Origin of the sequence: Dactylosporangium sp. NPDC051485, from assembly GCF_040682015.1 — a bacterium.
GTDB lineage: Bacteria > Actinomycetota > Actinomycetes > Mycobacteriales > Micromonosporaceae > Dactylosporangium.
Window position 1 is genome coordinate 61652 of record NZ_JBFAZW010000017.1, and the last position, 11208, is coordinate 72859.

Genomic DNA, 11208 nt, shown 5'->3' on the forward strand with positions numbered 1-11208 from the left:
TCGGATCGCCCGCGATGAACCCATCGCGGGCGTGGACCGCATCCATTGGGGGTTCACCATAGGTCGCCACGAAGTCATGGGTCAAGCGCTTGACGTGTTGATTCTACTGGGATTGCTGGCATCGATACGTGTGTTTGCCGCCGGGCGGTCATGCCGCGGACCGGAGCCCAGGTTCGCCGCGGGCGACACGCGCGCCGAGGCCGAGGCGTTGTGCTGGACCGGCTGCCTAATGCGTCGGGGCGGGGCCGGTCGAGTCGCGGAAGACAACCTCGGTGGGCAGCACGGTGGGAAGCGTCTGGGCAGGCTCGCCGTTGAGGATGCCGCGCACCTGCGCGGCCGCCAGTTCGCCCAGGCGTCGTGAGGGCAGGCGAACGGTTGTCAGGTTCGGTTCGATGACCGTCGACAACGGCTGGTCGTCGGCGCCGGTCACGGAGACGTCACGCGGCACGGCCACCCCGGCGTCACGCAGCGCGGCGATGGCGCCGAACGCCTGCAGGTCCGAGCCGCAGGCAATGGCGGTGACGCCGGCGTCCTTCCAGACCGGCCAGTGCGCCGCGACCGTCGCGCGAGCGACGGCGGCATCGATGGCGCAGCGCGCCACGGTCGTGCGCGCCTGCGTCGAACCCCGGCGAAACGCGGAGAGCAAAGCCCGCCGGCGCACTTCCATGCTCTGCGATCCGGTGTTTCCGTCCAGATACGCCAGGTAGCGGTGGCCGTTCGACGCCAGGTGCCGTCCCAGGGCGCGCGCGCTGGCACTGACGTCGAGGTCGATCCGCGGAAGATGCGGTTCGCTACCTGGCGAGTCGAGGACAAGGACGGGGCAGTCGGGACGCAGGGCAGACAGATCGTCGGTACCGAGCGCGAACACGATGATCGCATCGGGTCCGAGCCGCAGCATCCGGTCGATGCTTTCGGAGGTGACGGCCTGCCCGAGGTCGGTCACGACCGTCAGCAGGTGATACTCGGGGTTGAGCCGGCTCAGGAGTCCGTGTTGCAGGCTGGCGAAGAACGGAGTGGTGTTGTCGGGGGCGATAAAGCCGATGATGCCGGTCTGGCCGGTGGCGAGGCTCTGGCCCCGCCCGTCGATTCGGTAGCCCAGCTCGCGGGCGGCGGCGAGAACGCGGTCCCGGGTGGCTTGGTTCACCCGGCCCGCGTCCTTGCCGTTGAGGACCAGCGATACGACCGATGTCGAGACCCCGGCGGCCTCGGCGACCTCGGCCCCGGTGACACGGTCGCGGCCCGATCGTCGCCGACTCGTCCCGACCAACACAACTCCAGTGACGATATTCAGGGCCGCTCACGCGGCTTGACCACCCTACGCAAACACGCCAACCGAACCGGGACCGGCCCCGCGAGCATACTCGTCCCGCCCACCGGACCATGCCTTGCGCACGGTGTCCCGGGCCATGGCGGCCGCCGGTGACGCGGCTTCAGGCCGGCTCCGCGAAGCCGGCCTCGTCGGCGATGATCGCCCACGGACCCGCTGACCATCACCGCGCAGGAGGCTCGTGCGGGGCTTCGGATCCTGGACGAGGCACTGACCGAGGTCCGCGCCCGGTCCTGACCGGCGCATTGCCAACACCCGGCGTGGCTGCCAGCATGCCCAATGTCGCGGTGCCGATAACACGGTTGCCGCCCGGCCGCTGCCGGCCGTACGGTCCGTTGGTGGTCGATGTCGCGGACGCAGCACGGATGCGGCTGCGCATGCGCGTCCATCACCTCGCCTCCGACACCGTGCTGCGCCGGGTGCTCACGACGGCCGCACCGCTGCGCCGCAGCCACGTCACGAAGCTGCTGTGGCGGCACACCGGGGTGCTGATCGGTTCCCGGGCGGACCTGTTGCGGATGGGGGCGCTGTTGCGGCTGGCCGCCGTCAGCCCGCACAGCGCCGTGTTCCTGCCGCTGCGCGCGAACCCGCCGAGCCCGTCGGTCGCGTACTGGGCGGACACCCCGGACCTCGCCGACCTGCTCGTCGTGCGCCGGGACATACCGCTGCGCCCGTCGGCGTGGCCGGCGATCCGGGCCCGGCTGCGGCACGGCCCGGGCCGCGGCGCGCTCACCACCATGGTGACGCCCGCTCCCCGCCGGCCGGCGGACCACCGGGACCGGCCCTGGGCGCGGGAGTGGCTGTCGGTCGCCGAGCACGCCCACACCGTGGTGCTGTCGGGCTCTGCCCGCGCTCTGCACGAGGCCGGCGACGAACTGACCCTGTGCGGCAACGAGGTCGCCGTCAACCGCGACATCCGTCGGTACGGCGGCCCGGCGTTGCTCAGCCAGTTCAACGGCCCGGATCGGCACTCCGGCCGCCGCGATGCCTCCTGGGAGTGCATGGTCCTCGCCGAGGAGCCGATCTTCCACGGCAAGCGCCGGTCCGGGACCGCCTGAAGCCGCGACGAGCGAGCCGCTGATGTCCGCACCTGGCTGGCCGCCCGGCCCGGGGCCGTTGCACCACCTGGCTCATCCTTGTCGCTCACCACGAGGCCCTCGCGGACCTTGCGGCGGCCGAAGCCGGCCGAGACCCGCATGGGGTTCCGGCAAGGGCTCGCCGGAGTGGTGGGTGGCCAACATCAAGCCGGGCCGGAAGGGCCCACATCGTGGCCGTGAGCTGTTGTGTCGCGGGCTGGGGTCGGTGATCCTGGGCCGGGTGGAACCGATCGTGGCCGCTGTGCGCCTGTAGGACGTGACCGTGCTTTCCGATCCGGCCGTCCGGGGCGACTTCGACGCGCTCTACGCGGCGCAGTTCGCCCCTATGGTGCGGCTGGCCTGCGTGACGACCGGCAGCGTACCGGCGGCGGAGGACGTCGTGCAGGAGGTGTTCCTGGCGTTGCTGCACCGTCCGGACGTACGCGAACCGACCGCATGGCTGCGCCGCGCCGTCGTGTCCAGGTGTACCTCCTGGGTGCGTCGCCGCCGGCTGGAACGCCGCCATGCCGGCCAGCCCGAGCCTGAACCGCTCGTGCCGCTGGGGCCCGACGCGATCGCCGTGCGCGCCGGCCTGGCCCGGCTGCGCCCGCGGCACCGGGCGGCGATCTTTCTGCGCTACTACCTCGACCTGTCCGAGGCCGACATCGCCGACGCGCTGAACTGCCGGCCGGGCACCGTCAAGTCCCTGCTGCACCGGGCCCAATCCGCACTGCGGGAGTACCTCGATGACCACTGATCACCGCCTGCGCGCCGCCGTCCACGAACTCGTCGAGGCGATCCCCGTGCCCGCTGTGGCGCCGCCCGCCATGCCGCTGACCTCGCGCCGGTCGTGGCGGCCCCTGGTCGTGGCCGCCGCCGTCGTGGTGCTGCTCCTCGCGGTGGGGCTGGTGCGCCTGCCGGCGGCGCCGAGCGCGCCTGCCGCCGGTCCCGCCACGCTACCGCGCGTCTTCGCCGACCATTCCTACCTCACCGCCAACGTCTCCGCCGCGCCTGCCGGACCGGCGATCGCCATCTACGGGTACGGGCAGGGTGACATGCCGTACCAGACCCCGCAGCTCATCGCCGTCGGGATGGACGGGCGCACGTACCGCGAGATCGACATCGCCAGTAAGCGCGGCCGGCCCGCCGAGGCCGATGCGCTGAAGTCACCGCCGGCGCCCGCCCTGCTGTCGCCCGACGGCAGCAGGGTCGCCGTCGCGGACGACCGCGGGCCGGCCAACGATGTGGCGATCGTGGACCTGACCACGGGCCGGACCCGCAGCCATCCCGTGCCGGCCGGCTCGGCGGTGCAGCTGCTCGCCTGGTCGCCGGACTCGATGCGGCTCGCGTACGCCGTCGCGCCGTACCGGGCGGACGGCCATGGCGACCCCCGGCCCGCGCTCGCCGCCGACGGCGAACTGACCTTGCTCGACCTGGCCACCGGCGGCACGTCCACGGTCGCCGGGCAGCGCGGGGTGCTCGACGCGGCGTTCTCCCCCGACGGCAGGACGCTGGCCGTCCAGGTCGGCCCCGAGCTGCGCCTGCTCAACGACGGCGGCGGGAGCACGGTCGTCGCGCTGCCGGCCGGGCACCGGCTCGGCGGGCCGGCCGCCTGGTCACCCGACGGCAGCCGGCTCGCGCTGTTTCGGGTGGCCATGGGCAGCCCGTCCTCGGCCGCCGGGTACTGGGCGCCGGCCGGGTTGGCGGTTCTCGACCTGCCCACCGGGAGGTCTGCACCGATCGACACCTATGCGACCGAGATCCTCGGCTGGCAGGGCGCCGATCTGCTGGCGAGCGACAGCCTCACGATCGTCTCGGTGCCGCCGACCGGGCCGGCCCGGCTCCTCGCCCGGTTCCAACCCGGCGACGACCACTGGATCAACGCGGTGCAATTGGCCACCGCTCGTACCGGCGACCTGCAGGTACGCGATACCGGCGTCGATCGCGGCCCGTGGCCGTGGTGGCTGCGGGTGCTCACCGCCGGGGGGCTGCTCCTGGCCGGCGGGGTCGTATTCATGGCGCTACGCCGGCGACGGGCACGTCGTTCGTAGCACAGGCGAGAGGCGGCCGAAGAGGGCCACCGGACGCGGGGCGGTGACCTCGGGGATCAGTGCATCACGACGAGTTCGACAGGTAGTGCTCGGCGATCTCGTCGCTGGTGGTGAGCCAGATGTCGGGTTGCGCCGCAAGGTACGCCAGCGCCTGGTCCAGGTACTTGGCCCGGAACGGCTGGCCGGTGACGAACGGGTGCAGGGCCAGCGCCATGACCCGGCCGCTGTGTTCGGCGTCGGCGTGCAGCTGCTCGTACTGGTCCTTGACGATCTGGACGAACTCCGGTCCGGTGGTGCCCTTGCCGAACAGCAGGAGGTCGTTGAGCTCGACGGAGTACGGGACGCTGATCATGCCGGGCACGTTCAGCCGGTAGGGCTGGTCGTCGTTGGTCCAGTCCAGCAGATAGCTCAGGCCGAGCTCGGCGAGCAGGGCCGGGGTGTTGAACGTCTCGGTGAGCCCGGGCCCCATCCAGCCGCGCGGCGGCCGGCCGGTGGCGGTGGCGATGGTGTCGACGATGTCGGTGAGGAAGCGGCGCTCCTCGTCGAGGGGCATGCCGGCCTGCAGGATCGAGTTGGTGCGCCCGTGCGCGAGCCAGGCCCAGTTCCGGCTCAGGCCGGCTTTGACGATCTGCGGGTAGTGGTCGGCGACCGCGGAGTTCAGCAGGACGCTGGCCCGGATGCCGTGCCGGTCCAGGCTGTCGATGGTGCGCCAGACGCCGACCCGGGCGCCGTAGTCGCGCCAGCCGTAGTTGAGCGCGTCGGGCACCAGGTCCGCGGTGCCGGGCCAGACGCTGGTGGATGGGCGGTCGATGAGGAAGTGTTCGACGTTCAGCCCGATGTAGGCGGCGACCCGGGCGCCGCCGGGCCAGCGGATCGCCGGCCGTTCGGTGATGGGGCTGTAGTCGAAGAGCGTGTTGTCCGTGGTGCCGGGCAGGTTGGTGCTCGTCATGGCCGGACGGTATAAGTTGACATTGATGTCAGGTTCAAGTCCGGGGATGTGTGATGCGGATCGGTGAGCTGGCGCGGCGCACCGGGGTGAGCGAGCGGTCGCTGCGCTACTACGAGCAGCAGGGGTTGCTGGTGGCCGATCGTACGTCCGGGGGTCATCGGGACTATCCCGAGCAGGCGGTCGACCGGGTTGTCCGGATTCAGGAGTTGTTCGCCGCGGGGCTGCACAGCAGGAAGATCGCGCGGTTGCTTCCGTGCATGCGGGACGCCGACGGTGGCCCCTCGGAGATCGCCACCCCGCAGCTGGCCGCCGACCTGGCCGCCGAACGGGACCGCATCGAACGGATGATCACCGAGCTGACCAACTCCCGCGACGTGCTCGACGAGGTGATCAACGCGGCCTCGCGCCGCGACCCGTAACCCGGCGTTGCCGCGCGCACACGCTCTTCAGCGGTTCTGTCGTTCGATGCCGCGCCGGACGAGGCCGCGCAGGCCGGGGAGGGTGATCGCCCGGATGGTGACGTCGTTCATCCAGACGTGGAAGCGGCTGGGCGGCGCGTACTGGTACATCCCTCGGCGAGCGAGTGCCTGCCGCTTGGTGACCTCGGGCCGCAGGCCGGCTTCCCAGTCCGCCAGAGCCGCCGGGATGTCGTGACCGTGCCGCTGCAGGGCGGCGCCGAGCTGGTCGGCGCCGGCGAGCGCCAGGGCCGCGCCGTGGCCGGCGAAGAGTGTGACGCACCAGGCCGCGTCTGCGAGCAGCACGATCCGGCTGGTACTCCATCGTGGCATCACCACCTGGCTGACCCGGTCGAAGTAGGCGCCGGCCGGGTCCTGCTCGAGGTGGCGGATCGCCTCGGGCACGCCCGCGGCCAGGTCGCCGAAGGCTGCGCGAAGCGCGTCCACCGGTCCGTGTCCGAGCTCCAGTTCCGGGTTCGCGCAGCGGTACGTGAAGAACGCCGAGGACCGCTGCGGGCCCAGGTTGACGATCGCTGCCGTGCGTCCAGGGCCGATGAAGGTCGTGGCGGACGACTCGGGCACGTCCGCCACGGCATGGCCGAGCGGGAACGCGGCCACCACGTACGGCAGGTCCACCCGGTGATCGGGCCCGAATACTGCCGTGCGGGTCGTGGAGTGCACGCCGTCGGCGCCGATGAGCACATCGGCGTCCTCGGTGGTGCCGTCACTGAGCCCGATCCTCACCCGGTGGGCGTCCTGGTCGATGGACGAGACAGTGGTACCGAAGCGGAACTCGGCGCGGTCGCGCACCGCTTCGTACAGTGCGGCCTCCAGGTCTCCCCGGAACACCGACATGGTGCGGGCACCCAGCGCGGCCTCGGCGACGGCCGACGGCACCGTGAGCTTCGGCCGCCCGTCCGCCCGCACCAGCACGGTGGTGAACAGGCCCAGCGCGCGGTCGGACAGGGCGGGGATCAGTCCGAGTCGCCCGGCGGCGTCGTAGCCCGCCCCGAGCAGGTTCACCATGTAGCCACCGGTGCGCCGGGCCGGGGCGCGCTCCACCACGAGCGTGTGCCACCCGTCCCGTCCCAGTCGTAGGGCCGCGGCAAGACCGGCTATGCCGCCGCCAACGATCACCGCTCGTTGCATCCGCACTCCCCGAAGCCAGAATGAGCATCTGCTCAACGAGTATGAGCATCTGCTCATTCTTGTGCAACACGGCGGCGGCCGGCGCCTAGAATTCGGGCATGCCACGTGGAGTCGCCACCCCCGAACCTCGGCAGCAGCTCTTCGCCGCCGCGGAACACGTGATTGCGGCAGAGGGTCCCGCTCGGCTCACGAGCCGAGCAGTGACCCGCGAGGCCGGCGTCGCCACGGGGCTGCTGTTCGCGCACTTCACGAACTTCGACGACTTTCTCGTCGGCTACGCGGTCGATCGCAGCTTCCAGATCTCCGCCGCCGCGGCCGACCTGCCGGGGCGTGCTGGCACCGGTACGGTCGCGGGGAATCTCAGCGAGGCTGCCCTCGCGACCCCGTCGATCACGCTGCTGGCCATCGCCCGGCTGATGGCCTACCGGCCGGCGCTGGCGGCAGACGTCGAAGCGGTGCTGGGTGACGGGAGCACCGCGCTGCAGGCGCTCGAACGCGCAACCGCCGAGTACCTGGTCGCCGAGCAGCGACTCGGGCGGATATCCGCGGGCGCCGACACGGAGGCGCTGGCGCTGGCGGTCGTCGGCGTGCTGCACCACGTCGCACTCACCGATGGAACCGACCCGGTGGCAGGCGGCCGCATTCGTCGCGCCATGGCCGCGCTGACCGCCAGCTCCCAGGCCGTTGCTTCCTGACTCGATCCCGGCGCCGCCATGAATCCGCTATGCCGTGACGACAACTCCGCCGATGCCTGTGCGCCCGGCCGGGCTGCCGACGAGTTCGACCGTCACGCCGGCGCGGACACGTTCCCCGAAGACGTCGACGATGGCGTCCGTGACCACGCAGACGAGGCGGGCGACGATCTCGTCGGCGTCGGGCCGGCTGAACGCGGCTTCCTTGATGCCGAACGTGACGCTGGGCGAGGGTGCTTGTGCCGGTGTGCCGCCGATACCCCACCGGTTGGGCGGCAGGCCGATCAGCCGCACGTCCACGATGCTTCGGGCCCATTCCCCGTAGACGGCGACGACCGCGTCGGTCAGGTGCTCGATCAGTGCGGTCTCGCGGCCGGCCAGGTCGCTCTCCAGCACATGAACGCTGAGGTGGGGCATACGATCCTCCGTGAACAGGTTTGATCGCAAATTAGCTTTGTAAGCAAAGGTATTTGGGGGGCGGGCGGATGTCAACGGCTGACGCCACGGACAACACGGTCAGGGAGTTGCTCCTCGTGATGCCGAGGCTGGTCGGCAGGGTCAAACGCCTGCCGTTGCCGGAACAGCTCCGGTCGTTCGATCTGGCGCCGAGGCACTTGTCGATGCTGTCCCTGCTCCTGCTCGACGGTCCGCTGACCGTCTCGCAACTGGCCGGGATGCTTGGTGTGGCACCGACCACGGTGAGCCTGATCGTGGGCGACCTGAGCCGCAAAGGGGTCCTGGTGCGGCGGGAGGATGACGCGGACCGCCGCCGTCGCGTCATCGACATCAGCCCCGACAGCCGCCCCGCCATCGCCCAATGGCTGTCTCCGGGTGCCCATGCGTGGCGGCACGCCCTCGCGCCGCTGAGCCCGGCGCAGCAACGGACATTCGTCGATACCTTGCTCAGGTACGAGGCGGCCGTCGCAACCGCTCCGCAGACCGCACCGGAGCGCGACTAGCTAGAACGTTCTCGTGATCGAGGTACAAGCGCCGATGGCGGCCGGGGGTGGTGCCGACGATCGCGGTGAAGGCCGCGATGAAGCTGCTCGGGTTCGCCCAGCCGCAGGCGTGCGCCACGTGCGTCGTGTCGTGGCCCTCGGCGAGCAGGACGAGCGCGTGACAGATGCGCAGCTGGGTGCGCCAGGCATAGAACGTCATGCCCAGCTCGTCGTGGAAGAGGCGGCTGAGCGTGCGGGCGCCGGCTCCGACCCGCTGACCGAGCGCGGCCAGCGAGCTGCTGTCGGCAGGGTCGTCGTCCAGGATGCGGGCCACCGCCCGCAACCGGTCGTCGTGTGGCTCGGGCAGCCGCGTGGGCTGCTCGTGCGCCTCGCGCAGCTCGTCGACCAGGACCCGGTGCAGGCGGGCGCGAGCGCCACGGTCGAGCTGCCGCGAGCCGGTGAGGGTGAGCAGGATCTCGCAGGCCAGGCCGGAGGCCAGGAACACCGCCGGGTGAGCGGGCGCGAGCCGGGCGAGCGAAGGCGGCAGGAAGACGATCCGCATATCGGTGTCGCCGTGCGCGCGATGGTGGTGCCGGGACCCGGCCGGGATCCATGCGACCCGATTGGCCGGGACGATCGAGGTGCCGCGCTCGGTGTGCACGGACAGGACGCCGCTGGCCGCGTACACCAGATGTCCGCGTGGGTGGGAGTGTGCCGGGCTGGTTCCGCCGGCCGGCCACAGGTGCACGCCGCCGGACGGCCAGATCCGGGATTGGCGGGCTACGGGCATAGTTTGGCACTCTAACGGTAGACGGCCGCGCCGCCCATGACGACAGTTCAGGGCATGGGAACGACGATGCGAGCGGCGGTCTGTGTCCGGGCGGGCGGCCCTGAGGTCCTGGAGATTCGTGAGCTGCCGGTGCCGGCGGTACGGGAGGGCTGGAGCCTGGTGCGGGTGATGGGCGCGGGCCTCAATCGTTCGGAGCTGCGGACCCGTCAAGGGCATTCGCCGAGCGTGAGGTTCCCGCGCGTGCTGGGGATCGAATGTGTGGGCGTCGTGGCGGTCTCGACCGATCCCGCGCTGCCGGAGGGCACGACCGTCGCGGCGGTGATGGGCGAGATGGGGCGGGAGTTCGACGGTGGCTACGCCGAGTACGTGTTGCTGCCGAACACGCTGCTCATGCCGGTCACCACCAGGCTGCCCTGGGAGGTGCTGGCCGCGCTGCCGGAGACGTACCTGACCGCGCAGGGCGCCTTCGACGCACTGGGGATCCGGCCGGGCGAGCGACTGCTGATCCGCGGCGGTACGTCGTCGGTCGGCATGGCCGCCGCGTCGATCGCGCGCGGCCACGGCGTCGAGGTCGCGGCCACGACCCGCCGCCCCGAGAAGGCCGAGGCGCTGGCCGCGGCCGGCGTCGACCACGTCCTCCTCGATGACGGAGCGTCGCCGCGCACGCCGTGGCCCGCCGGGCCGAGCCACGTGCTGGATTTCGTCGGGGCGAGCACGGTCGTCGACTCGCTGCGCCTGGTCCAGAAGGGCGGGACCGTCTGCGTAGCGGGCTCCCTGAGCGGATGGCTGATCCGGGACTTCGAGCCGATCGCGATGATCCCCTCCGGAACCCGGCTCACGGCCTTTCACAGCAACGACGCCAAGGGCAGCGCGGGCACGGCCGTGCTCGAGCGGGTCGTCCGCAACGTCGAGGCCGGCAGCTACCGGCCGAACGTCGACCGGGTCTACGGCCTGGACGACGTCGCCGCGGCCCACCGGTACATGGAGGCCAACCGGGCCACCGGCAAGGTGGTCATGCTGCCGCAGCGCCCGTCCTGCTTCAGGCCGGCTTGACCGCGGCCAGGCCCAGGACGTCAGGAACGCCGCCCGGCCCGATCTCCTCCACGCGCTCGAGTCGCAGCCCGGCCGTGACCACCGCGTTCAGCAGATCGGCGAGCGGGACATGCCAGGCGCCGACGCGGGCCCGGACCCCGGCCGGGCTCCAGGCATCATAGGAATGCGACCGGTCGGCGTAGCGCTCATTGACCACGACGGCGGGCCGAGCGCTCCAGTCGGCGAACGCGCCTACGTAGCAGGGATGAACGCCGATGTGGACGAACCGCCCGCCAGGCTGCAGCACCCGGGCCACCTCGCGGAGCACGGCCGCGTAGTCCGGCACATCGGTGCTCGCCAGGACGCAATCGACCGCCGATACCGCACCGTCGGCGAACGGCAGCACCGCCGCGTCCGCCCGCACCACCGGCAGCCGGCGCACGGCGTGGCGCAGCTGGCCGCCGGACAGGTCCAGTCCGACGGGTCTCCACCCCAGCGCGCGCAGCTCGTCGGCCTGCACCCCGGTGCCGCAGCACACATCCAGGCAGACGCCATGCCCGGCGCCGAGCAGCCGGCGCAGCAGCGCCTGCCGACGAGCCGTGTACTCGGCGGCGGCACCCGTCACATAGTCCTCGTACCAGTCGGCGTACGCGTCGTAGGCGGCCGTCGTCGTCATGGTCAGACCGTAGGCCACCACCGACCGGCCCACCGGCCCGAACTGCCAGCGTTCGCGAGCAGCGAACGCCGCG

General features: G+C 71.7%; 13 protein-coding genes and 1 pseudogene. 8 read left to right on the forward strand and 6 right to left on the reverse strand.

Features of this window, described 5'->3' with window-relative positions:
- Positions 1 to 226: 226 nt before the first annotated feature.
- Positions 227 to 1270: a LacI family DNA-binding transcriptional regulator gene (locus tag AB0M46_RS12485; protein ID WP_363335277.1), complete on the reverse strand. Its 1044-nt coding sequence runs from the start codon at positions 1268 to 1270 to the stop codon at positions 227 to 229.
- Positions 1271 to 1665: 395 nt separating this feature from the next.
- Here AB0M46_RS12485 and AB0M46_RS12490 point away from each other — a divergent pair, with 395 nt between their 5' ends.
- From AB0M46_RS12490 to AB0M46_RS12505, 4 genes and pseudogenes are all read left to right on the forward strand, one after another.
- Complete coding sequence (locus tag AB0M46_RS12490; RefSeq protein ID WP_363335279.1) at positions 1666 to 2385, forward strand: hypothetical protein; 720 nt, start codon at positions 1666 to 1668, stop codon at positions 2383 to 2385.
- A 96-nt stretch (positions 2386 to 2481) separates the two neighbouring features.
- Positions 2482 to 2581: pseudogene (locus AB0M46_RS12495) on the forward strand (ribosomal protein L16); the annotation flags it as partial.
- Positions 2582 to 2686: 105 nt separating this feature from the next.
- The gene (locus AB0M46_RS12500; protein ID WP_363335281.1) at positions 2687 to 3160 is read left to right on the forward strand and encodes a sigma-70 family RNA polymerase sigma factor; all 474 of its coding nucleotides are present in this window, start codon (positions 2687 to 2689) and stop codon (positions 3158 to 3160) included.
- Positions 3150 to 4454 (forward strand): WD40 repeat domain-containing protein, encoded by a 1305-nt coding sequence (locus AB0M46_RS12505; protein ID WP_363335283.1) that lies wholly within the window; start codon positions 3150 to 3152, stop codon positions 4452 to 4454. Before AB0M46_RS12500 ends, AB0M46_RS12505 begins: the two co-directional genes overlap by 11 nt.
- 64 nt (positions 4455 to 4518) lie before the next feature.
- Here the strand turns inward: AB0M46_RS12505 and AB0M46_RS12510 are convergent, their stop codons facing one another.
- On the reverse strand, positions 4519 to 5403 hold the full coding sequence (locus tag AB0M46_RS12510; protein WP_363335285.1) for a polysaccharide deacetylase family protein: 885 nt from the start codon (positions 5401 to 5403) through the stop codon (positions 4519 to 4521).
- Positions 5404 to 5456: 53 nt separating this feature from the next.
- Between AB0M46_RS12510 and AB0M46_RS12515 the strand changes: the two genes are divergently transcribed.
- Positions 5457 to 5822, forward strand: a complete 366-nt coding sequence (locus AB0M46_RS12515; protein WP_363335287.1) for a MerR family transcriptional regulator — start codon at positions 5457 to 5459, stop codon at positions 5820 to 5822.
- A 27-nt stretch (positions 5823 to 5849) separates the two neighbouring features.
- Here AB0M46_RS12515 and AB0M46_RS12520 read toward each other — a convergent pair whose 3' ends face one another.
- The gene (locus AB0M46_RS12520) at positions 5850 to 7007 is read right to left on the reverse strand and encodes an FAD-dependent monooxygenase (RefSeq protein WP_363335288.1); all 1158 of its coding nucleotides are present in this window, start codon (positions 7005 to 7007) and stop codon (positions 5850 to 5852) included.
- A 98-nt stretch (positions 7008 to 7105) separates the two neighbouring features.
- Here AB0M46_RS12520 and AB0M46_RS12525 point away from each other — a divergent pair, with 98 nt between their 5' ends.
- On the forward strand, positions 7106 to 7702 hold the full coding sequence (locus tag AB0M46_RS12525; protein ID WP_363335290.1) for a TetR/AcrR family transcriptional regulator: 597 nt from the start codon (positions 7106 to 7108) through the stop codon (positions 7700 to 7702).
- A 27-nt stretch (positions 7703 to 7729) separates the two neighbouring features.
- On the opposite strand, the gene AB0M46_RS12530 is transcribed toward AB0M46_RS12525, so the two are convergent.
- Entirely contained in the window at positions 7730 to 8116 is a 387-nt protein-coding gene (locus tag AB0M46_RS12530) for a hypothetical protein (RefSeq protein ID WP_363335292.1), read from the reverse strand.
- Between the two features lie 116 nt (positions 8117 to 8232).
- Between AB0M46_RS12530 and AB0M46_RS12535 the strand changes: the two genes are divergently transcribed.
- On the forward strand, positions 8233 to 8658 hold the full coding sequence (locus AB0M46_RS12535) for a MarR family winged helix-turn-helix transcriptional regulator (protein ID WP_363335385.1): 426 nt from the start codon (positions 8233 to 8235) through the stop codon (positions 8656 to 8658).
- On the opposite strand, the gene AB0M46_RS12540 is transcribed toward AB0M46_RS12535, so the two are convergent.
- A complete protein-coding gene (locus tag AB0M46_RS12540; RefSeq protein ID WP_363335294.1) occupies positions 8603 to 9427 on the reverse strand; it encodes a helix-turn-helix transcriptional regulator in 825 nt (274 codons plus the stop codon). The two genes, AB0M46_RS12535 and AB0M46_RS12540, sit on opposite strands and share 56 nt — an antisense overlap.
- Before the next feature lie 54 nt (positions 9428 to 9481).
- Here AB0M46_RS12540 and AB0M46_RS12545 point away from each other — a divergent pair, with 54 nt between their 5' ends.
- Positions 9482 to 10480, forward strand: a complete 999-nt coding sequence (locus tag AB0M46_RS12545; protein ID WP_363335296.1) for a zinc-binding dehydrogenase — start codon at positions 9482 to 9484, stop codon at positions 10478 to 10480.
- On the opposite strand, the gene AB0M46_RS12550 is transcribed toward AB0M46_RS12545, so the two are convergent.
- A complete protein-coding gene (locus AB0M46_RS12550; protein ID WP_363335298.1) occupies positions 10467 to 11135 on the reverse strand; it encodes a class I SAM-dependent methyltransferase in 669 nt (222 codons plus the stop codon). The genes AB0M46_RS12545 and AB0M46_RS12550 overlap by 14 nt on opposite strands.
- Positions 11136 to 11208: the final 73 nt, after the last annotated feature.

Excerpts from the sequence above, each read along its gene's own strand:
- AB0M46_RS12505 (WP_363335283.1), top strand. The coding sequence starts at position 3,150 with ATGACCACTGATCACCGCCTGCGCGCCGCCGTCCACGAACTCGTCGAG.
- AB0M46_RS12510 (WP_363335285.1), bottom strand. The coding sequence starts at position 5,403 with ATGACGAGCACCAACCTGCCCGGCACCACGGACAACACGCTCTTCGAC.
- AB0M46_RS12515 (WP_363335287.1), top strand. The coding sequence starts at position 5,457 with ATGCGGATCGGTGAGCTGGCGCGGCGCACCGGGGTGAGCGAGCGGTCG.
- AB0M46_RS12520 (WP_363335288.1), bottom strand. The coding sequence starts at position 7,007 with ATGCAACGAGCGGTGATCGTTGGCGGCGGCATAGCCGGTCTTGCCGCG.
- AB0M46_RS12525 (WP_363335290.1), top strand. The coding sequence starts at position 7,106 with ATGCCACGTGGAGTCGCCACCCCCGAACCTCGGCAGCAGCTCTTCGCC.
- AB0M46_RS12530 (WP_363335292.1), bottom strand. The coding sequence starts at position 8,116 with ATGCCCCACCTCAGCGTTCATGTGCTGGAGAGCGACCTGGCCGGCCGC.
- AB0M46_RS12540 (WP_363335294.1), bottom strand. The coding sequence starts at position 9,427 with ATGCCCGTAGCCCGCCAATCCCGGATCTGGCCGTCCGGCGGCGTGCAC.
- AB0M46_RS12545 (WP_363335296.1), top strand. The coding sequence starts at position 9,482 with ATGGGAACGACGATGCGAGCGGCGGTCTGTGTCCGGGCGGGCGGCCCT.
- AB0M46_RS12550 (WP_363335298.1), bottom strand. The coding sequence starts at position 11,135 with ATGACGACGACGGCCGCCTACGACGCGTACGCCGACTGGTACGAGGAC.